The sequence below is a fragment of the Burkholderia crassaminum genome, assembly GCF_964265005.1.
Lineage (GTDB): Bacteria > Pseudomonadota > Gammaproteobacteria > Burkholderiales > Burkholderiaceae > Burkholderia.
Window position 1 is genome coordinate 2,532,290 of record NZ_OZ183800.1, and the last position, 20,955, is coordinate 2,553,244.

The window sequence follows — 20,955 nt, forward strand, 5'->3', positions numbered from 1 at the left end:
AACGAACAGCCGGCCGCTTGCCGCTCGCACGGCCTGCCGTGCGGCCCGCGGCGGCCCGTCAGTCGACGAGACTGTCCAGCGCCTTCGTATAGCGGTTCGCGTGGCTGCGTTCAGCCTTCGCGAGCGTCTCGAACCAGTTCGCGATTTCGTCGAAGCCCTCGTCGCGCGCCGTTTTCGCCATGCCCGGATACATGTCCGTGTATTCGTGCGTTTCGCCGGCGATGGCCGCTTCGAGATTCAGTCGCGATGAACCGAACGGCAGGCCCGTTGCCGGATCGCCGACGGCTTCCAGGTATTCGAGATGGCCGTGCGCATGGCCGGTTTCGCCTTCGGCGGTCGAGCGGAACAGCGCGGCGACGTCGTTCTGGCCTTCGACGTCTGCCTTCGAAGCGAAATACAGATAACGCCGGTTCGCCTGCGATTCACCCGCGAATGCGGCCTTCAGGTTCTCTTCGGTTTTGCTGCCCTTGAGTTGCGCCATTTGCGCCTCCGTTCGAGTCGGCGCGGCCGCGTGCGAAGCCGGGCCGATCAGGTATGTGGGGAACGATGCGTGTGCCGCGGCGCGCGCATCGTGCTCTTCAATCTAGGCGCTCGCGTTCGCATCCCCCAATAGGCAATTTCAATCCGCGCGATAGTCGGTGGGTTGCCCGGCGGGACGTGGGGTGTGCCGGGTGTGCCGGGTGTGCTGGGTGTGCCGGGTGTGCCAGGTGTGCCAGGTGTGCCAGGTGTGCCAGGTGTGCCAGGTGTGCCGGGTGTGCCGGGTGTGCCGGGTGTGCCGGGTGTGCCAGGTGTGCTTGGTGCACGGTGCGCCGGGTTCGCGCGTGCTGCGTGCTGCGTGCTCGGTGCTCGGTGCTCGGTGCTCCGTACTCCGTGCTCCGTGCGTCACGCGTCCGTCGCGCGCCTGAGCAGCAATTCGCGTTCGCGCTCGTTGCGCGTCAGCTCCGCCGCGCGGCGGAATTCGGCCTTGGCTTCGTCAGCGCGGCCCAGCTTCGCCAGCAGGTCACCGCGCACGCTCGGTAGCCAGTGATAGCGCGCGAGCGCGGGATCGTCGCGCAGCACGTCGACGAGTTCGAGCGCGGCAGCGGGCCCGAACGCCATCCCGACGGCCACCGCGCGATTCAGCTCGACGACGGGCGACGGTGCGACTTCGGCGAGCGCGTCATACAGCGCGACGATCTGTGCCCAGTCCGTATCCGACGCCTGCCGTGCACGCGCATGGCAGGCGGCCAGCGCGGCCTGCAGTGCGTACGGCCCGCGTACGCCGCCGAGCTTCGTCGCGCGTTCGAGCGCCGCAAGGCCGCGCCGGATCAGCAGCGGATCCCAGCGGCTGCGATCCTGGTCGAGCAGCAGGACGGGCCGGCCCTGCGCGTCGGTGCGCGCATGCATGCGCGACGCCTGCAGCTCCATCAGCGCGACGAGCCCGAGCACCTCGCTCTCGTCCGGCGCCAGCCCGGCCAGCACGCGGCCGAGCCGCAATGCTTCGTCGCACAGCGCCGGGCGCGTCCAGTCGTCGCCTGCGGTCGCCGCATGACCTTCGTTGAACACGAGATAGATCACTTCGAGCACCGACGCGAGCCGCGCGGGCCGCGCATCGGCAGCCGGCACCTCAAACGGCACGTGTGCCGCCGCGAGCGTGCGCTTGGCGCGCACGATCCGCTGCGCGATCGTCGGCTCGGGTGTCAGGAACGCGCGTGCGATCTCGCCCGTCGTCAGCCCGCCGAGCAGCCGCAGCGTCAGCGCGACGCGCGCATCGGTCGACAGCACCGGGTGGCACGACGTGAAGATCAGCCGCAACAGGTCGTCGCCGATGTCGTCGTCGCTCGCGTCGGCGAGCGCATCCGCGATGTCGGGGACGACGTGCGCTTCAAGCGCGTCCATCTCGTGGCCGAGCTGGTCGCGCTTCGCCGCGTGGAGCGACTCCTGCCGGACACGATCGAGCGCGCGACGCTTCACGGCCGTCATCAGCCATGCGGCCGGGTTATCCGGCACGCCGTCGACGGGCCAGTGCTCGAGCGCCGCGACGAGCGTGTCCTGCGCCAGTTCCTCGGCCACGCCGACGTCGCGCACCACGCGCGCGGCGCGCGCGATGATCTTGGGCGCCTCGATCCGCCAGACCGCTTCGATCGCACGGTGAGTCGCCTCAAGCGTCACGACGCCTGCCCCTGGGCGGACGCGTCCTGCTCCACGTACATCAGCTCCCATGCGTGGCCGTCCGGATCGGCGAAGCTGTGGCCGTACATGCCCGGGTATTCCATCGGCGGGCGCGGCACGGTACCGCCTGCGGCAAGCGCCTTCGCGACGACAGCGTCGACTTCGGCCGGGCTTTCGCACGAAAGGCACGACAACACCTGCACGTGCGTCGCCGGATCGACGATGGTCTTGTCGGTAAAGGTCTGGAAAAACGGCCGCACGAGCAGCATCGCAAAGATCGTGTCGCTGATCTTGAGGCAGGCGGCCTGGTCGTTGGTATAGGCCGGCACGACCTCGAAACCGAGTGCCTGATAGAACGTCTTCGCGCGCGGCAGGTCGGCCACGGGCAGGTTGATGAAGACCATCTTGTGCATGACGGATGCTCCGGTGAGATTGGATTCAGGTGGACATCCAGGCGCGGGTGCGGCCGACGTGGAGATCGCGGAACCGCTCGACCGCGTCGCTCGGTGTGAGATCGTCGAGCTCGAACAGCGGCCGCACCTCGATCTCGCAGTCCATTTCGGCGCCGAACGGCGCGGGAAACCGGCGGGTCCATTCAAGCGCCTCGTCGCGCGAACGCACCTGGATCAGCGTATAGCCGGCGATCAGCTCCTTCGTTTCGGCGAACGGGCCGTCGACCACCGTGCCCTTGCCGCCCGTGTAACGCACGCGCCAGCCTTGCGCGGTCGGCCGCAGCCCGTTCGCGTCGAGCAGCACCCCGGCCTTGGCCAGTTCCTCGTGATAGACGGTCATGGCTTCGACCAGCCGGTTGTCCGGCAACGCGTCGGATTCGCTGACGGCGTTCGCCCGGATCATGATCATGAATCGCATCGTTCACTCCTTGTCGTCGGTGGAAGACGGCGCCCGTTGATCGGTGCCTTATCCGGACGACGTCCGGAAGACGGCCGGATCGACACACTCCACGACAAATCAGGGTAAATACCGAGTCACGGCATTCACAGGAAGCATGGGCCGACCGCACGCACCTCGACCGTGCACCATTGCGCGGCCGGGCACTGGCGCGCGATCTCGATCGCTTCGTCGCGCGTGTCGACGTCGACGAGGAAGAAGCCGCCGACCATCTCCTTCACCTCCGCGAAAGGGCCGTCGAGCAGGCGCGTCTCGCCGTCGCGCACCTGCACGCGCGTACCGCGCTCGGAACGCTCCAGCGACTCGACCCCGCGCAGCACGCCGCGCGCCTTCAGCGTCTCGGCGAAATCGACCATCCGCGCGTACAGCGCCTGACCTTCGTCGAGCGTGCGCTCGGCGCGCTGGTCGGTCGGCTCGACAATCAACAGCATGTAAGACATGGATTTCTCCTGTGGGAACGGGGCGCGGCAGCGTTCGCTGCGCGATCGGGATGCGCCGGCCGATGCAAAAGCGTAACAGCCACCGTGCGGCTTGCATCGTCGGCCAATCGGCCACTGGCCGGATGGCCATTTCGGCCGCTTCCTGACATTTTGCCGTCAAGATGCCTTCCCGAACCGTCGGATTTTCTTCCTGTGGACCGCCCCATGTCACGCCTGCTTCCGCCGCTTGCCGTTGCACCGTTCATCGCCGTCGCCGCCCTCGCCACCTTCTTCGCCCGGCCGGCCGCGGCCGCACCACCGATCAGCGCCGGCTGCGGCGGCGCGACCACGCCGATTGCCGACCTCCGCGGCACCGGCGGCCCGTCGCCGCTGGCCGGGCAAACGACCTCGATCGAGGCGGTCGTCACGGCAGCCTTCGGCGGCGCTGAAGGCCTGGGCGGCTTCTTCGTCCAGCAGGCCGACGCACAGCGTCGGCACCGGCCGGGCGTCCCGGAAGGCGTGTTCGTGTATGCACCGAACGCGCGCGCGAAGGCCGGCGATCTCGTGCATCTCACGGGCCGCGTCGACGAGCGATACGGCCGGACGCAATTCACGCTGTCGGGCGGCGTGGCGGTATGCGCACGCGGGCAGAAAATCACCCCCGCGACGCTCACGCTGCCGGTCGCCACGCTATCCGTGCTGGCCGCGCATGAAGGCATGCGCGTGCGCCTGCCGCAAACGCTGACGGTCAGCGATACCCATGAACTCGGTCGCTACGGCAGCGTCGTCCTCAGCAACGGCCGGCTGCGCATCCCGACCCACGTCGCACTGCCGGCCGAGGCCGCCGCGCTCGCGGCAGCCAACGCACGCAACCGTATCGTGCTCGACGACGGCTCGAATCGCACCGATCCCGCGACCGTGCGCTATCCGCCGCCGGCGCTGAGCGCCGCCAACACGCTGCGCGCGGGCTACACGGTACGCGGCGTCGAAGGCGTGCTCGAACTGCGCTACGGCGCGTGGCGGCTGCAACCGGTTGCCGGCGCGGTGCCGACGTTCGATGCCGCCACGAACCCGCGTACCGACGCGCCGGCCCGGCATCCCGATGCCGACGTGCGCATCGCGTCGTTCAACGTGTTCAACTATTTCAATGGTGACGGGAACGGCGGTGGATTCGATGCGCCGGCCAACCGCGGTGCGAAAACGCCCGCGGCCTTCGCGCGGCAGGAGGCGAAGATCGTCGCGGCGTTGCGCGCGCCGCGTGCCGACGTGATCGGGCTGATGGAAATCGCGAACAACGGCCACGGCGACGCGAGCGCCGTGCGGCGTCTCGCCGCGCAACTTGGCGAAGGCTGGCGCGCGGTCGATCCCGGCACCGCGCGGCTCGGCCGCGATGCGATCGCGGTCGCGCTGCTGTACGACAGCCACACGGTCGAGCCGATCGGTCGCGCCACGACCGTCTCGCTCGGCGGCCGGCACCGCCCGCCGCTCGCGCAGACGTTCCGACGCATCGACGGCACGCGCGCGTTCACGGTCGCGGTCAATCACCTGAAATCGAAGAACTGCCCGAACGCGACCGGCGCCGATCGCGACCAGTCGGACGGCCAGGGCTGCTGGAATGCGGCGCGCACGCGGGCCGCCACGCGCGTCGCCGACTGGCTTGCCACGTCGCCGACAGGTGCCGCGGCCGACGGCGTACTGCTGATCGGCGACCTGAACAGCTATGCGAAGGAAGATCCGGTTCGCGCGCTCGAATCACGCGGCTACACGAACCTGGTTGCCCGCTTCGTCGGCGATGCTGCGTACAGCTACATATTTCGCGGCGAAGCGGGCAACCTCGACCACGCGCTCGCCACGCCGGCACTCGCCGCACGCGTGAAGGCCGTGCACGTCTGGCACATCAACGCCGACGAACCGGTCGCGCTACAACCTGTGCCCGATTACAAGACGTCCGCGCAACGGTCGTCCTATTACGCACCCGACGCATTCCGATCCTCGGACCATGATCCCGTCGTGATCGACGTCGCGCTTGGCGACGCCGGCACGTTCGCCGCCCCGGGCACGAACCGTGCTCGTCGACAAAGCGTCGACTAGTGCATTTGCATCAGCACAAGGCCTGCAACGGCACTATTTACCTGATAGCCCCGGCGACGCGATATTTACCGAACCTTCACCGCGTACCGCAGCCCGATACGCCGCTTCGCCCGGAATGCGAATATTTTTCAACCGCCGTGCCGCCCCGTGCGGCGGGGCTTCGCGGCGATCCTGGCGACGAATTGAAAATTTGTCTCGAAACTCAATTGGGCCAAGTGAATCACATTAGTTGCTGGGATTCGTCTTATCTCCAATTTGGCCTTGAATCGAAGGAGGATAAACACCATGGCGCTCACCGACTCGATCGAACACAAGCTGGACCGCGGCCTGTCCGACATTCGTCGCACGGGCCGGCGCGTGGGACGCACGACGCGCTCGGCCGCCCGCGACCTGCATGCCGACGTCACCGACGATCTGCGCGGGCTGGTCGACGAACTGGAAGATCTGCTGAAAAACGACGGCGACGGCGATATCGCCGCGCTGCGCAAGCGCGTGCAATCCAGGCTCGATGAAGCGCGCGGCGCGCTCGACCATGCGTCGGGCAGCGCGGCCGCCCGGCTGCGCGATTCCGCCGAACGCGTGTCGCAGGTCGTGCAAGACAACCCGTGGCAAACCGCCGGCGTCGTCGCCGGCCTCGCGTTCGTCGCGGGCCTGCTCCTTGCCCGCCGTTGAACGGAGCCGGCCGCCCCGCCGCCCGCCCCGTCAGTCCTCACAATCAGACAACGAAGGAGAAACGCCATGCAGAAGACCTTTGCCATGAAAGCCGCCGCCGCCGTCCTGCTCGGCAGCGTCGCGCTCGCCGGCTGCACGACCACTCCGGACAAACCGGAAAACGCCGCGACCAGCGCGTCGAAGCGCCAGTCGATCGACGCCAGCGTCAACGCGACACTGTCGCGCCTCTATTCGACGGTGCCGGGTTCGCGTGAACTCGTCGCGAAATCGCGCGGCGTGCTCGTGTTCCCGAGCGTGCTGCAGGCCGGCTTCATCGTCGGCGGCCAATCCGGCAACGGCGCGCTGCGCGTCGGCGGCAGCACGGTCGGCTACTACAACACGTCGTCGCTGTCGGTCGGCCTGCAGGCCGGCGCGCAGTCGAAGGCGATCGTGTTCCTGTTCATGACGCAGGATGCGCTCGACTCGTTCCGCAAGTCCGAAGGGTGGGCCGCGGGCGCCGACGCATCGGTCGCGGTCGTGAAGGTCGGCGCGAACGGCGCGGTCGATACGACCACGGCCACCGCACCGGTCGAAGTGCTGGTCCTGACCAACGCCGGCCTGATGGGCGACCTGTCGGTGAACGGCACGAAGGTCACGAAGCTCAACATCTGACGATGCGGCACGCGGCGTTGCGCCGCGTTTGCTTCCCGGCAGCGCCGCGGCCCCGGCCGCGGCGTTTTCGCATGTGCCGCACGCAGCGGCTATGATGGCGGCACCTTTGCGGGCATACTCCGGTTCGGGCCGCCCAGCGGATGGCCGCCCCGCGGCGCGTTGCGCCGCGAACCCGTGACGATCGCGAATCGATCGCGCACGGGGCAACGAGATTCAATCAAACCACGCATCAATCTGCGCGAATGTCATCCATGGATAGCGGACACGACCACCAAAAATTCTTCTATTTCCTGCTGGCCGCGGTCACCGTCGGACTCTGCTGGATCCTCGCGCCGTTTTCCGGCGCCGTGTTCTGGGGCACCATACTCGCGATCCTCTTCCAACCCGTGCAGCGCTGGCTCGCCGCACGCTTCGGCAAGCGGCGCAACCTGGCCGCGCTCCTGACGCTGTCGCTGATCGTCCTGATCGTGATCCTCCCGCTCGTGTTCGTCGCCGCGACGCTCGTGCAGGAAATCGCATACGTGTACCAGGAAATCAAGACCGCGCAGCCGAACTATTCGCAATACTTCCAGGACATCATCCACGCGCTGCCGTCGTCGCTCCAGCACCTGCTGCAGAAATACGGGCTGAGCAACCTCCCGGGCATCCAGAAGAAACTGACCGATGGCGCCGCGCAGATCAGCCAGCTCGCCGCATCCCAGGCGCTCAGCATCGGCCAGAACACGTTCCAGTTCGTCGTGAGCTTCGGCGTGATGCTGTACATGGTGTTCTTCCTGCTGCGCGACGGTGGCGAGATCGGCCGCCGCGTGCGCCGCGCGCTGCCGCTCGACGACGAGCACAAGAACCTGCTGCTGGCCAAGTTCACGACGGTCGTGCGCGCGACGGTGAAGGGCAACATCGCGGTCGCGCTCGTGCAGGGCGCGCTCGGCGGGCTGATCTTCTGGATCCTCGGGATCGAAGGCGTCGTGCTGTGGGGCGCGCTGATGGCGTTCCTGTCGCTGCTGCCCGCGATCGGCGCGAGCCTCGTATGGGTGCCGGCCGCGCTCTACCTCCTGATGATCGGCGCAGTGTGGAAATGCGTGATCCTCGTCGCGTTCTGCGTGGGCGTGATCGGCCTCGTCGACAACCTGCTGCGCCCGATCCTCGTCGGCAAGGACACGAAGATGCCCGACTGGGTCGTGCTGATCTCGACGCTCGGCGGGATGGCGCTGTTCGGCATCACCGGCTTCGTGATCGGGCCGCTCGTCGCCGCGCTGTTCATGGCGAGCTGGGACATCTACGCACGCTCCGAACAGGGCGAATGACACGTCGCGTGGCCCCGTGCCACGCACCTGTGGACATTCGCCGTCACGGATGACGAATGTGGATCACGACGGGCGCCGCGGCGCCCGTCGCGTCATCTGCCGCCAGCATCATCATGCCGCCATGCGGACCCACGCGATACGGGCGGCCCGATACCAGCGGCACGCTTCGATCGTCGTGCGCATCGCGCCACGTTGCGCGCACACCCGAAGCGGCATCCGGCGCGAGCGGTGCGCCGTCAGGCCCGACCAGCGCCACATGGGCGCCCGGCAAATGCCGGCCATGTGCATCGAACCGCAGCGTTGCCGCCGCCCCGCCGTTCGCCACCTCGAGCCCTTCGACCACCACGCCCGGCCGCGCGTCGAGCGTCACGTCGCAGAGATCGACGAGCGCGCCGCTGAACCGCACGACACCGCCCGGCCCGGCATGCCCGGCCGCCACCGCATTCGACATCGCGAATGCCACGCCAAGCCCGATCGCCATCCTCCGCACGGCACCGGCGCGCCGCACCGTTCGATTGCGCATCGCTGCCGATGCCGCCCGCTTCGCGTCGTCTCGCATGCTCACCCTCCTCTTCCGTGTAACCAGAAAAAAAGGGTTCATCGAGGATTACCGGGGAACGCGGCGCGGATCTTAAGGAAGAAGTATTCCTCGTCGCGGTACCCGTAGGCCCTGCGTTTGATGACCTTGATGGTGTTGTTGATGCCTTCGACGACGCTGGTATTGAGCGGATGGCGGCAGCGGGCGAGGATTCCGTGCCAGTAACTCTGCAGACGCTGCGCAAACAGTTGCAGCGCGGCAATCCCGCTTTGCCGGGCTTGCTCGATCCATTGCTCCCAGGCTTTTTGCGCCCAAGCTGGCTTCTGGTAGAACCAGAGCCGCTTGAGTTCGTCGCGTAGCACGTAGACGCACAGCAACGGCTGATTGGCGGCCAGCAGTTCCTTCAGATGCACGGCCTGTTCCTGCTTCAGGTTGCGGCGGTTGCGCAGCAGCAGCCAGCGACTGGACTTCAGAACCTTCCGGGCCGGCCGGTCGTGGCGCAACTGATTGGCCTGATCAACGCGCACCCGATCGATGACCTCGCGCCCGTACTTGGCGACGACGTGGAACAGGTCGTAGACCACCTCGGCTTGTGGACACTGCGCCTTGATCTCCAACTCGTAGGCCGTGGTCATGTCGATCGCGACCGCTTCGATGCGCTCGGCGACGCCCGCGGGAAGTTGTTCGAAGAAGGCCCTGGCCGTCTCGCGAGAGCGCCCCTGTCCGATCCAGAGCACTTGCCGGCCGATCGGATCGACCACCACCGTGGCGTAGCGATGGCCTTTATGTAGCGCGAACTCGTCCATCGCCAGATAGCGGATCGTCGACCAGTCCGGCTCGGCCACGCGTGCGCGCAAGCGCATCTTGTCGATCGATTTGACTGTATGCCAGCCCAGGTCGTAGAAGGCGGCTACCGCCTGCACGCTGGCCGCTTGCAGCAGCTTCTCGCAGGCCTTGGCGAATCGCTCAGTCACTCGCTGGTAGCGGCCCAGCCAGTCCAGCTTCTCCAGCCTCGGCCCGCCGCAGCGTTCGCACCAGACTCGGCGACGGGGGACATGCAGTACCACCCGATACTCGAACAGCGGCAGATCGCGCACGCGCCGCACCGTCGTTTCATGAATCTGCTGGCAACGCGCTCCGCATTGCTCGCAGTACATGACCTTGCTGACCGGCTTCAAGTACAGCGACAGCGTGCGCTTTTCACCCGCCGGCCACTCCACCCGCTCCAGCCGATAGCCTGTCCAGCAACCCAGTGCCTGAAGTGCCTTGCGATCGAGCAATTCTTCCTCCTGACCTCCATAAAGTCAGGCATCAGGTTACGCAATCGCTCTCCAAGGCTCCACGGTTTCCTGCGATGAACCAAAAAAAGGCGGCGTGACGCGTCGGTCACGCCGCCTGTCTGCTGGTAGTCACTTTAGGGAGAGACGCCCGGACAATATATGAGACAAGTCCGAAACTAAGGCCCGGTTGATCGGACGCACCGCGCTCGACTCTCGCTCGCGGCAGCGTACGAACGCCTTCGCACGCTGTGCCGCAGGCCGGTCACGCGTCCGGATCGACGCGCAGCACGAGCTTGCCGCGATGGTCGCCGTCGAACAGGCGATTCAGCACGTCCGGCGCGTTTTCGAGACCGTCGGCGACCGTCTCCTCGGCCTTGAGCCGGCCGTCGCGCAGCCAGCCCGAGAGCGTCTGCACGGCTTCGCGGCTCTTGCGATAGTCGAGGATCAGGAAGCCGCGCATCGTCAGCCGCTTCGAGATCAGTACGCCGACGTCGTCCGCCGCGCGCCCGCTGTTGTAATTCGAGATCACGCCGCACAGCGCGACGCGACCGCCGATCACCATCCGCGACAGTACCGCGCGCATCACCTCGCCGCCAACGTTCTCGAAGTTCACGTGCACGCCGTCCGGCGTCGCGGCCTTCAGCTGCTGACGAAAATCGTCGGCCTTGTAGTCGACGGCCGCGTCAAAGCCGAGCGTCTCGGTCAGGTAGCGGCACTTGTCCGCGCCGCCTGCGATGCCGACCACACGCGCACCGTGGATCTTGCCGATCTGCCCGGCAATCGAGCCGACCGAGCCGGCCGCCGCCGATACCACGAGCGTCTCGCCCGGCTGCACCGGCGCAATGTCGGTCAGCCCGTAGTACGCGGTCAGCCCGCTCATCCCGCACGCGCCGAGCAGCGTCGGCAGCGGCAGGCCCGACTGCGCGGGCAGCTTCACGAGCTGCGCGGCCTGGTCGGCCGGCACGACCGCATAATCCTGCCAGCCGACGAGCCCCTGCACGAGATCGCCTTCCGCGAAACCCGCGTTGCGCGATGCCACCACGCGGCCGATGCCGAGCGCGCGCATCACCTCGCCGATCGCGACGGGCGGCAGGTATTGCGGCACGTCGCTCATCCATACGCGGTTGGTCGGGTCCATCGACAGGTACAGCACGCGCACGAGCACCTCGCCGTCCGCGAGCGCCGGCACGGGCGCTTCGACGAGCGAGAAGTGTTCGCGGCCGACCCGCCCTTCCGGGCGCGTCTTCAGCAGCAGTTGGCGGTTCACGGGTGTGGACACGATGTTCTCCTCCGGTCGTTGTGGTTCGGGATGCGCGTCAGACCGCGCACATGCCGCCGTCGATCACGAGTTCGGCGGCCGTCACGAAGCGGCTCTCGTCGGATGCGAGATACACGGCCGCATGCGCGACGTCGTCCGGCTCGCCAAGCCGGCGCAGTGGAATGCCGCGCGCGAGCTTGCGTGTCGCGTCGCGTTCGCCGAGCGTCTGGAACAGCGGCTCGACGATCCCCGTGCGGATGAACGCCGGGTGAATCGAGTTGCAGCGCACGTCGAGCTCGCGGCGTGCACAGTCGATCGCGACCGACTTCGTCAGCGACGCGACTGCCGCCTTCGACGCGTTGTACGCGGTGAAATCCGGCTCGACCTTGAACGCGGCGACCGACGAGATGTTGATGATCGATGCGGGATGGCTTTCGGCCAGATACGACAGCGCATGCTTGCAGCCGAGCACGATGCTCTCGACGTTGATCGCCATCACGCGCCGCCATTCGTCCAGCTCGATTTGCGCGGGCGAGCCGATCGAGCCGACGCCCGCGTTGTTGACGAGCACCGACAGCCCGCCCATCGCATCGACCGCCTGCGCGAGCAGCGCCTGCCAGCGCGCTTCGTCGCGCACGTCCTGCGTCGCGGCGAACGCGACCGGCGTCGCGTGGCCTGCGTTGAGTTCCTGCGCGAACGCGTCGAGCACCGCCGCGTCGGCGATGTCGGTCACGAACACGCGCGCGCCCTGCTCGACCATCCGGCGCGCGATCGCGCGGCCGAGGCCGCCCGCGGCGCCCGTGATGTATGCGCACTTGCCGGCAAGGCGCGAAGAAACGACTGTCATGTGACCTGCTCCTTTCATGAATCGTCATCGCGGAACGCTGCCGCGACGGGTGTTCCGTGCCGGTTCCCGCCAGCGCGGGCCGGTTGACCGCGCCTCGACATCACGCGGCACCGCACGGTTTCCGCGAGTATATCGAGATGAGCGTGACACGCGCCGGACAGCCCCGGGCAGCCTGCCCCCGTTGAACGACAGCCAGCGTACGCGAATGCCGCCGATCGATGAAATGAATAATCGTTATGCCCGGTCATAAACCTTGTTCATGACCTTCGCGTACCGGCACGCATGCGCAAGCCGGCGCCGCCGGTCACGTCGACCAGCCGGTTCGTTGAATCGCGAAATGAAGAGGGCCGGGTTCCGCGCAGGCGAGGAGGTAATCGGGAAGCTGGACGACGTGGAATCGCGCAACCGCCGGGAGGATGCGGCAAGAAAGCGGCGCCGGGGCACCGCGACGGGCTACCGTCAGAATCCGTCGCCCGACGGCGCGCGCACGAACGCGCAGAGTTGCGGCGAATGCGTGTCGATCATCTGCTGGAACGGCGCACGGTGCCCGTACGCGATGCCCGACACGAGCAGCAGGCAGACGGCCGCAACGCGCGGCGAGAATGCGCGCTGCCGCGCGCCGTCGTAGCCGCGCAGGAACACCAGCGCGACCAGCGCGCCGAGCATCCAGCCGACGATCACTTCCGGCACGGTGTGCGAATGATCGAAGACGCGCGCGACGGCCGTGACCGCGCCGATGGCGAGCCCGGCCGCGATGCCGGGCATCTTGCCCGACCGGAACGCCTGCCAGAGCATCGACAGCGCGACGGTCCACACGGACGTCGACAGCATCGTATGGCCGCTGATCACGCGGAAATCGAATTGCGGAAGCTCGATGCCGCACCCGGCATAGAGGATCTTCGTTGCGCCGACGACGCCCATGCCGGCGGCGAGCAGCACGCCCCAGCGGGCGGCGAGGCGCCAGTCGGTCAGCGCGAACCACGCCGCGCACGTCAGCGCGATCGGCAAGGTCAGCGCGGCATCGCCGATGTTGCTGATTTCACTCCACATAACGGACTTCGGACGACGATCGAAAGGCCGCAGTTTACCGCATGCGCGCCGCGCGACTGTGTCAGCCTGTGACAGGCTGTATCAGCCCGCGACACCGGTAATCAGCAACAGGTTCGTGCCGGTGATGACGACGAACAGCGCCCACGCGGCCGCCTGCATCCCGCGCCCGATCGTGTGCTCGCCCATCGTGTTGCGATCGCTGACCGAGCGGATCAGCGGCCACATCGCGAATGGCAGCTGCAGGCTCAGCAGCACCTGGCTCCACACGAGCAGCTGCCCGACCGAGCCGTCGCCGAGCCACAGCACGCCGATCAGCGCCGGCACGAGCGCGAGCCCGCGCGTGATCAGCCGGCGCTGGTAGCACGGAATCTTCGTATGCAGGAAGCCGTCCATGATCACCTGGCCGGCGATCGTGCCGGTCAGCGTCGAGCTCTGCCCCGACGCGAGCAGCGCGATGCCGAACATCAGCGCGGCCGCGCCGCCCGCGATCGGCGTAATCAGCTTGTAGGCCTGCTCGATGTCGGTCACGTTGTGCTGGCCCGTCGCATGGAACGCCGCGCCCGCGACGACCAGGATCGCCGCGTTGACGAGCATCGCGACGAACAGCGACACGAAGGTATCGATGCGCACCAGCGCGAGCGTGTCGCGAATCATCCCGCGTGCACCGCCGACCACGCGCCGCGTCTGCACGACCGACGAATGCAGGTACAGGTTGTGCGGCATGATCGTCGCGCCGACGATGCCGAGCGCGAGCACCATCGCGTCCTTGCGGTCGTGGCCCGGATCGCCCGGCACCAGCCCGCCGACCACCGCGTGCCAGTCGGGCGGCGTGATCGCGACCTGCGCGACGAAGCAGAACGCCATCGTCGCGATCAGCGCGAGCACGATCGCCTCGATCTGCCGGAACCCCTTGCCCTGCAGGCCGAGCACGATCACCGTATCGAGCGCGGTCAGCACGATCCCCCACGCGAGCGGCACGCCGAGCAGCAGCTTGAACGCGAGCGCGCAGCCGAGGACTTCCGCGATGTCGCACGCGATGATCGACACTTCGGCGGTCACCCACTGCACGATGCGGCCGAACCGGCCGTAGCGGTCGTAGCTGGCCTGCGCGAGATCCCTGCCCGCCACGAGGCCGAGCCGCGCCGCGAGCATCTGCAGGAAGATCGCCGCGAGGCTCGAGAACGCGACGACCCACAGCAGCGAATAGCCGAACTGCGAGCCGGCCTGGATGTCGGTCGCCCAGTTGCCGGGATCCATGTAGCCGATCGCGACCAGCAGGCCGGGGCCGAAGAAGCGCTTGAGCTTCTGCCAGCGCGGCGCGCCGGCATCGATCGTGATGCTGCCCTTTACTTCCGACGGGCAGAAAGGGGCGGTGGCGGTTGTGGGGAGGAAGGGCATGGAAACCGGGGATCGAGATCGCGACAGGACGATTCTACGGGTATCCGCCCGGTTTTCTACCGCGCGGCGGCGCAGGCGGCGCAATGCCCCCCGGCGCCGTCGCAGCCCACCTCGTGTGCGTCGGGCGGCGTGGCGCCGCGGGAGAGGATCCTTTCACGCTCGGTGACGCGAAATTCGGTCGGCGACATCAGCATGCGCTGGCGAAACAGCTTCGCGAGCCGCTCGCCGCTGCCGAACCCGGTGCGGCGCGCGACCTTGTCGGCCGGCAGCGTCGTGTGGACCAGCATGTGGCAGGCGCGCTCGAGCCGCACGTGCTGGACGAACGCGGTCGGCGTCACGCCGATCTCCTTCTTGAAGCGCCGCAGGAAATTGCGCTCGCTCATCGCGGCGGCCTGTGCGGCGTTCGCGATCGAGATGCGGTTCACGCTCTGCGCGCGCAGCTGCTGCGCCGACATCCGGATCGACGGGCTCGCGCTCAGCTCGCGAAAGGCCCACATCGACTGCGCATAGCGCTGCTCGACCGGCCGCAGCATGTTGCTGGCGATCTCCTGCGCGGCGCCGTCGCCGAGATCGACGCGGAACATGTCGAGCACGGCGGCGAACACGTCGGCTTCGCCAGCCTGTAGCTCGACCGTCGTGGCGACCCGGCGGCCGGCCCTGCCCGGCCGCCCTTCGATCGCCGCCGACGGACGCTGCATGGCCGCAAGCGCGGGCAGGTCCATCGCGTCGACGATCCAGCGCGCATGACGGCGAATGTCGATGAGGCGACGCTGCAATGCGTCATCCCAGTTGACGGCCGCTCGGTCGCCGTGAAGATGAAAGAACGCGAGCGCGCGGCGGCCGTGCTCGTCGCCGAGCGGATCGGCCGCGATGCTCACGCCGGACGACGATTGCAACAGCCCCCCGCTTTCGGATACGTACTTCAACTGGTAGTCCGCACTGTATGCGTGCAGGCGATTCGCCAGATTGAAAGCCTCGCCGAGACGCGCGGCCTGGGCCAACGAAAACCCCGTACTCAAATAGATAACGACCCACCTCTGATCTGCTGCATTCACTGGCCAAGCCCCCGACTCGTTTCGACTTCTTCTAATACCGTCGAACTGTCAGGCTTATATTTGGTTTGAATGCGTGCGACAGGACGGCTATCCCGAAATATGAAGCGACGGCATCTTAGCCGAACGGGTCGCGGCTTTGGCGCGAAATGGCCGACGTGGACAGCATGATGGCGGATTACTACAGGCTGTCAGGGGTTGCTGGCGGGCCTGCACCGAATTGCGCAGGCCGATATCGCGAATTATTGCGATTGTGTGCGTCGAAATCGGCGCATTTTCATTTCGACGAATGGCGTTGGGCATCCGGATAAATGCACAGCCGAATATCGGCGCAAACGATATCGACACGTTTCCAATACCATCGGCCGCCACACTGGAAAGCCCGCGTATCCGTTGCCTGCGCATCCTTTAGAATCGCTCCACCCTTCACCACACCGCCCGCGCCCCGTGCCCGCCGATCATCGTCTCGACCTGAACCTGTTTCGCGTGCTCGACGCCGTCTACGTGCATGGCGGCATCGGCGCGGCGGCCCGCGCGCTGCATCTCACGCAGCCGGCCGTCACGCATGCGCTCAACCGGCTGCGCGCGCATTTCGACGATCCGCTGTTCGTGCGCCAGGGCAACCGCGTTGTCGCAACCGAACGCACGCGTTCGATCATCACGGACGTGCAGTTGCACCTGAAGGGCCTGCAAGGCACCGCGCGCGCGCCGTCGGCATTCGATCCCGCGACGCTCGACCTGAGCATCGCGGTCGGCATTCGCGACGTGCTCGAATCGATCGCGCTGCCGCGGATCGTCGCCGCGTTCGCCGACGAAGCGCCGGGCCTGCGGCTCGTGAGCCGTCGCATCGCGGTAGCCGACATCGAACGCGAACTCGCATCGGGCAATCTCGACCTCGTCGTCGATCGCCGCGTGCCGACCGGCCCGCGCATCGCCACCGAACACCTGCTCGACGATTCGCTCGTCGTCGCACTGCGCAGCGATCATCCGCTTGCACGCGACCCGCTGCGGCGCGGCGACTACTTCGCGGCGCAGCATGTCGCGGTGTCGTCGCTCGGCGAGCCGCAATCGCTCGACGTGCTGCTCGGCAACGACGGCCGCTTTCGCGATATCCGGCTCACCTGCCAGCACTATTTCGCCGCGTGCCAGATCGCCGCGACCGGCAACCTGCTGGTCACGCTGCCGCACACGTATGCGTTGCGGATGGCCGCGATGCTGCCGATCGTCGTGCGGCCGCTGCCGTTGCGGCTCAAGCCGTTCCCGCTCCTCGCGTACTGGCACGAATCACGCGACGCCGATCGCGCGCACCAGTGGGTACGCGAGCGGATCGCCGCGCTCGTGCGCAGCAGCGCCGGCAGCGCCGACGCGTAGCCGCACCGCGCGCGCCGTTACGATCGGGGCGGTATGCTGGCGGCTGCACGCCGCCACGCGGCGCCCGCTTCCCTCTTTCCGCTGACCGGAGACTTGCCATGTCGCTCATCCATGCCGCCGCCGTCCTCGACGCCGAGGCGCCCGACTACGTCGTCCAGTTGCAGGCCGGCACGCACGCGCTGACCGGCGACGAAGCACCACGCGAAGGCGGCCAGGATCGCGGGCCGGCGCCTTATGAGTTCGTGCTGGCCGGACTCGCGCAATGCACGGCCGCGACGCTGCGCATGTACATGCAGCGCAAGGCGTGGCCGGCCACGCGCATCGACGTGCGCACCGAGCTGCATGCCGACCGCGAAGGCACGCAATACGTGCGCCGTGTCGTGACGCTCGAAGGCCCGCTCGACGATGCGCAACGCCAGCGCCTCGCCGAAATCTGCGAAAAGACGCCGGTCACGCAGTTCATCAAGCGCGGCACGCGGATCGACACGACGTTGAGCTGACACGCAACGCACACGACACCCGATCGCCGCGCGAATCGCCGCGCCAAAAGAAACGGGGGGCCGCGCACGATGCGCGGCCCCCCGTTCGTCGAACCCGTCAGGCGCTTACAGTCCGAGCGCGGACAGGTCGAGCTTGCCGCCGTTCATCGGCGGGCACCAGAAATACGCGCCCGTCAGCGGCCGCGTGAAGCGGAACAGGCCGTCGACGATCCCGTCTTCCGCGCCGCTCATCCGGCGCATCTGCACGTCGAACGCGCGGAACGAGCAGCCGAACGCAACGAAGTAGAGGCCCGCGCGGCGCGCGTCCGACCACGGCGACGAACGGCGCAGCATGAACGCTTCGGGCTCGAAGCTTTCCTGCGCGGTGCGCTTCACGTGCGCGAACTCGGGTGCGTCGTCCAGTTCTTCGTTGTCCGAGCGGCGGCGCCCGATGATGTTGTCCATGTCGCCCGACGGAATGCGCTCCATCTGCTCAAAGTCGTGCAGCCATTGCTGGACCGCGACGAAGCTCGCACCGTCGAGCCCCGCGCCCTGCCCCGTCACGATCGCCGCGGCCACCGCTTCGTCGCCTTCCGGGTTTTCGGTGCCGTCCTCGTAGCCGGACAGGTCGCGATCGTTCGAATAGCGGAAACCGTCGACCGCATCCTGCAACGCGAACGCCGGCGCCAGCGCGCGTTCGATCGCCCGCGCGCGCAGCACGATCTCGCCGCGATCGTCGCCGCGCAGCCAGACCCACACGTCGGCCGGCGTCGCCGGCAGCGCACGATCCTTCACCGCGAACGCCGGGAATTCCGTCAGGCCCGGCACCGGGTGCCCGAGGTGCGCCGCCAATGCATGCCCGAACCCGGCGACCGTGTCGCGTCCGTCGACGATCTCGCGCAGCGCGGCCAGCGCCGCCGCCACATTGCCGTCGTTCGACATCGTGAAAGTGAGGTATCGGGCCGCCGTATCGATCGGGGTCAGGATGCCTTGCTGAACGTCGCTCATCGTTTCCTCAGGAATGTATCGTGGTGAATCTGCGAGGGCCGCGGCGCGGTGCGCCGCAAACGCTGAAGTGTAATCGATGCGTGTGCCGGCCCATGTGCTGCCGCACTGTGGAAGGGCCGCAAAGGAAGGGCCGAAACCCGGAATACTAACCGTATCGACGCTGCAACGCCGCATTCGTCAGACGTTGCGGCGCGCCCGGCACTGCTGATAGAATCTTTTCACGTCTTTTCGGCGTCCTTTCAACCGTTCACTTCAGGGGAGGTGCAGATGTTCCGAATGCCAGCAACCTTCCCGAACGTGGTCCCACGGCGCAGCTGATCCAGCCCGCCGTCCGCGCCGGCTCCCGAGTTTTCCGCTAACCCGTCAGCCGCGCCGTTTCCCGACAGCCCGTTTCGTTTCGCCGCACGGTTTCCGCGCGGCCCGGCTGTTGCGTTTTCGATGTTCGCCAAACCGGAAAGCCCCGTCGCGCGACGCGCCGGGCAACGATAAATGACCAGAAAAACCACCCATCTGGGCGGCCAGGCATTCCAGGCCGTCTTCGGCTTCACCTTCCGTTACTGGCGCAAGCAGCCGGCCCGCACCGCCACGGTCGCGAGCCTCGCGCTGCTCGCCGCGCTCGCCGACGTGCTCACACCGCTGTTCGCCGGCCGCCTCGTCGATGCGCTGTCGACCGGCCTGACCGACCGCGCCGCCGCGTGGCATGCGGCCCTCGTCGCGTTCGGCACGCTCGCCGCGCTCGGCCTTGGCGCGACGGTGCTGCGGCAAGGCGTCTACCTGAACATCATCACGCTCACGCTGAAGATGATGAGCGAGATCGCGGCCGCGTCGTTCCATCGCGTGCAGCGCTTCTCGACCGACTGGCACGCGAACAGCTTCGCGGGCTCGACCGTGCGCAAGATCACGCGCGGCATCTGGGCGCTCGACCTGCTGAACGACACCGTGCTGATCGCGCTGCTGCCGTCGGTCACGATGCTCGTCGGTGCAACCGTGCTGCTCGGCACGCACTGGCCCGTGATGGGGCTCGTCGTCGGCGCGGGGTCGCTGCTGTACATCACGGTGACGGTCGTGGTGTCGCTCGGCATCGTCGCGCCGGCCGCCCGGCTCGGCAACCTGTGGGATACGCGCATGGGCGGCGCACTCGCCGACGCCGTGAGCTGCAACGCGGTCGTCAAGGCATTCGGCGCGGAAACACGCGAGGAAGCGCGGCTCGCCCGCGTGATCGGCAAGTGGCGGCAACGCACACGCCGCACGTGGGTGCGCGGCACGTTCAACGGCGGGCTGCAGGGTGCGATGCTCGTCGCGATGCAGGCCGCGATGATCGGCGTCGCGCTGCGGCTGTGGGTGAACGACGAGGCGAGCGTCGGCGACATCGCGTTCGCGCTGACGATGTTCTTCATGCTGCAGGGCTACCTGCGCGACGTCGGCATGCACATCCGCAACCTGCAGCGCTCGGTGAACGACATGGAAGAACTCGTCGCGCTCGAACGCCAGCCGCTCGGTATCGACGATCGTCCCGGCGCGCCGGCGATCCGGATCGGGCAAGGCGAGATCCGCTTCGAGCACGTGACGTTCCGCTACGACAACCATCCGGTGCCGCTGTACGACGATTTCTCGATGCGAATCGCGCCGGGCGAACGCGTGGGCCTCGTCGGCCATTCCGGGTCGGGCAAGACGTCGTTCATCAAGCTGATCCAGCGCCTGTACGACGTGTCGGGCGGCCGCATCACGATCGACGGCCAGGACATCGCGCGGGTGCGGCAGGATTCGCTGCGCAGCCAGATCGCGATCGTCCAGCAGGAGCCCGTGCTGTTCCACCGCACGCTCGCGGAGAACATCGCGTATGCGCGCCCCGACGCGAGCCGGGCCGACATCGAGCGCGCCGCGCGGCTTGCCAGCGCGCACGACTTCATCGCCACGCTGCCGGACGGCTATGACACGCTCGTCGGCGAACGCGGGATCAAGCTGTCGGGTGGCGAACGCCAGCGGGTCGCGATCGCGCGTGCATTCCTCGCCGATGCACCGATCCTGATCCTCGACGAAGCCACGTCGAGCCTCGACAGCGAAAGCGAGCTGCTGATCCAGCAGGCGATGGAGCGGCTGATGGTCGGCCGCACGACGCTCGTGGTCGCGCACCGGCTGTCGACCGTGCGTGCGCTCGACCGGCTGCTGGTGCTCGAGCGCGGCAAGGTGATCGAGGAAGGCAGTCACGACGCGCTGATCCGGATCGACGGCGGCATCTATCGCCGGCTGTTCGAGCGGCAGGCGCTGGAGCTCGCGAAGGGGCTCGCCGATTCGCCGCGACGCACGGCGGACGACGCCGCCGGGCCGCTCGACGAGCCTGCCGAGGTGTGACGCAAGCGTGTCGCGACGCGCGCCGGCAGTGCGGTCATCACCGCCGGCGCGCACCGACAAATGGATCCGGATCGAGGCCGTGCCAGGTGCACGGCCTTTTTTACGTCCGCGCGTCACGCCTGCAG

General features: G+C 67.7%; 20 protein-coding genes. 7 read left to right on the forward strand and 13 right to left on the reverse strand.

All coding sequences use genetic code 11. The features are described from left to right. Nucleotides 1-58 precede the first annotated feature (58 nt). From ACPTTF_RS28310 to ACPTTF_RS28330, 5 genes are all read right to left on the reverse strand, one after another. Complete coding sequence (locus ACPTTF_RS28310) at nucleotides 59-481, reverse strand: rubrerythrin family protein (protein ID WP_048250182.1); 423 nt, start codon at nucleotides 479-481, stop codon at nucleotides 59-61. A 401-nt stretch (nucleotides 482-882) separates the two neighbouring features. Next, on the reverse strand, nucleotides 883-2,151 hold the full coding sequence (locus ACPTTF_RS28315; protein WP_423369105.1) for an RNA polymerase sigma factor: 1,269 nt from the start codon (nucleotides 2,149-2,151) through the stop codon (nucleotides 883-885). Next, nucleotides 2,148-2,564, reverse strand: a complete 417-nt coding sequence (locus tag ACPTTF_RS28320; RefSeq protein ID WP_166956624.1) for a VOC family protein — start codon at nucleotides 2,562-2,564, stop codon at nucleotides 2,148-2,150. Before ACPTTF_RS28320 ends, ACPTTF_RS28315 begins: the two co-directional genes overlap by 4 nt. A gap of 25 nt (nucleotides 2,565-2,589) precedes the next feature. Beyond that, nucleotides 2,590-3,021, reverse strand: coding sequence for a YciI family protein (locus ACPTTF_RS28325; protein WP_423369106.1), 432 nt, complete (start codon nucleotides 3,019-3,021; stop codon nucleotides 2,590-2,592). A 125-nt stretch (nucleotides 3,022-3,146) separates the two neighbouring features. Next, nucleotides 3,147-3,500 (reverse strand): YciI family protein, encoded by a 354-nt coding sequence (locus ACPTTF_RS28330; protein WP_166954240.1) that lies wholly within the window; start codon nucleotides 3,498-3,500, stop codon nucleotides 3,147-3,149. Between the two features lie 204 nt (nucleotides 3,501-3,704). Here ACPTTF_RS28330 and ACPTTF_RS28335 point away from each other — a divergent pair, with 204 nt between their 5' ends. From ACPTTF_RS28335 to ACPTTF_RS28350, 4 genes are all read left to right on the forward strand, one after another. After that, nucleotides 3,705-5,570, forward strand: a complete 1,866-nt coding sequence (locus tag ACPTTF_RS28335; protein WP_423369107.1) for an ExeM/NucH family extracellular endonuclease — start codon at nucleotides 3,705-3,707, stop codon at nucleotides 5,568-5,570. A gap of 285 nt (nucleotides 5,571-5,855) precedes the next feature. After that, nucleotides 5,856-6,242 (forward strand): DUF883 family protein, encoded by a 387-nt coding sequence (locus tag ACPTTF_RS28340; RefSeq protein WP_021157600.1) that lies wholly within the window; start codon nucleotides 5,856-5,858, stop codon nucleotides 6,240-6,242. Nucleotides 6,243-6,308: 66 nt separating this feature from the next. Continuing rightward, nucleotides 6,309-6,893, forward strand: coding sequence for a BPSL1445 family SYLF domain-containing lipoprotein (locus ACPTTF_RS28345; protein WP_423369108.1), 585 nt, complete (start codon nucleotides 6,309-6,311; stop codon nucleotides 6,891-6,893). A 251-nt stretch (nucleotides 6,894-7,144) separates the two neighbouring features. Continuing rightward, nucleotides 7,145-8,197 (forward strand): AI-2E family transporter, encoded by a 1,053-nt coding sequence (locus ACPTTF_RS28350; protein WP_166954248.1) that lies wholly within the window; start codon nucleotides 7,145-7,147, stop codon nucleotides 8,195-8,197. Nucleotides 8,198-8,240: 43 nt separating this feature from the next. Here ACPTTF_RS28350 and ACPTTF_RS28355 read toward each other — a convergent pair whose 3' ends face one another. The 7 genes from ACPTTF_RS28355 to ACPTTF_RS28385 all read right to left on the reverse strand — a co-directional run bounded on the left by ACPTTF_RS28355 (nucleotide 8,241) and on the right by ACPTTF_RS28385 (nucleotide 15,569). Continuing rightward, on the reverse strand, nucleotides 8,241-8,756 hold the full coding sequence (locus tag ACPTTF_RS28355; protein ID WP_423369109.1) for a thioesterase: 516 nt from the start codon (nucleotides 8,754-8,756) through the stop codon (nucleotides 8,241-8,243). 38 nt (nucleotides 8,757-8,794) lie between these two features. Further along, complete coding sequence (locus ACPTTF_RS28360; protein ID WP_423369110.1) at nucleotides 8,795-10,015, reverse strand: ISL3 family transposase; 1,221 nt, start codon at nucleotides 10,013-10,015, stop codon at nucleotides 8,795-8,797. Between the two features lie 262 nt (nucleotides 10,016-10,277). Further along, on the reverse strand, nucleotides 10,278-11,294 hold the full coding sequence (locus ACPTTF_RS28365) for an NADP-dependent oxidoreductase (protein WP_021157603.1): 1,017 nt from the start codon (nucleotides 11,292-11,294) through the stop codon (nucleotides 10,278-10,280). A 37-nt stretch (nucleotides 11,295-11,331) separates the two neighbouring features. Continuing rightward, nucleotides 11,332-12,120, reverse strand: coding sequence for an SDR family oxidoreductase (locus tag ACPTTF_RS28370; RefSeq protein ID WP_048022225.1), 789 nt, complete (start codon nucleotides 12,118-12,120; stop codon nucleotides 11,332-11,334). A gap of 459 nt (nucleotides 12,121-12,579) precedes the next feature. Continuing rightward, nucleotides 12,580-13,170 (reverse strand): phosphatase PAP2 family protein, encoded by a 591-nt coding sequence (locus ACPTTF_RS28375; RefSeq protein ID WP_166954256.1) that lies wholly within the window; start codon nucleotides 13,168-13,170, stop codon nucleotides 12,580-12,582. A gap of 81 nt (nucleotides 13,171-13,251) precedes the next feature. Beyond that, complete coding sequence (locus tag ACPTTF_RS28380) at nucleotides 13,252-14,568, reverse strand: Nramp family divalent metal transporter (protein ID WP_423369111.1); 1,317 nt, start codon at nucleotides 14,566-14,568, stop codon at nucleotides 13,252-13,254. A gap of 56 nt (nucleotides 14,569-14,624) precedes the next feature. After that, the gene (locus ACPTTF_RS28385; protein ID WP_407062407.1) at nucleotides 14,625-15,569 is read right to left on the reverse strand and encodes a helix-turn-helix domain-containing protein; all 945 of its coding nucleotides are present in this window, start codon (nucleotides 15,567-15,569) and stop codon (nucleotides 14,625-14,627) included. Nucleotides 15,570-16,067: 498 nt separating this feature from the next. Between ACPTTF_RS28385 and ACPTTF_RS28390 the strand changes: the two genes are divergently transcribed. Next, a complete protein-coding gene (locus tag ACPTTF_RS28390; RefSeq protein ID WP_423369112.1) occupies nucleotides 16,068-16,991 on the forward strand; it encodes a LysR family transcriptional regulator in 924 nt (307 codons plus the stop codon). Nucleotides 16,992-17,089: 98 nt separating this feature from the next. Further along, on the forward strand, nucleotides 17,090-17,491 hold the full coding sequence (locus ACPTTF_RS28395; protein WP_423369113.1) for an OsmC family protein: 402 nt from the start codon (nucleotides 17,090-17,092) through the stop codon (nucleotides 17,489-17,491). 105 nt (nucleotides 17,492-17,596) lie between these two features. Here ACPTTF_RS28395 and ACPTTF_RS28400 read toward each other — a convergent pair whose 3' ends face one another. After that, the gene (locus ACPTTF_RS28400; protein ID WP_423369114.1) at nucleotides 17,597-18,478 is read right to left on the reverse strand and encodes a Dyp-type peroxidase; all 882 of its coding nucleotides are present in this window, start codon (nucleotides 18,476-18,478) and stop codon (nucleotides 17,597-17,599) included. A 489-nt stretch (nucleotides 18,479-18,967) separates the two neighbouring features. Here ACPTTF_RS28400 and ACPTTF_RS28405 point away from each other — a divergent pair, with 489 nt between their 5' ends. Then, nucleotides 18,968-20,830: an ABC transporter ATP-binding protein gene (locus tag ACPTTF_RS28405; protein ID WP_423369115.1), complete on the forward strand. Its 1,863-nt coding sequence runs from the start codon at nucleotides 18,968-18,970 to the stop codon at nucleotides 20,828-20,830. Nucleotides 20,831-20,955: the final 125 nt, after the last annotated feature.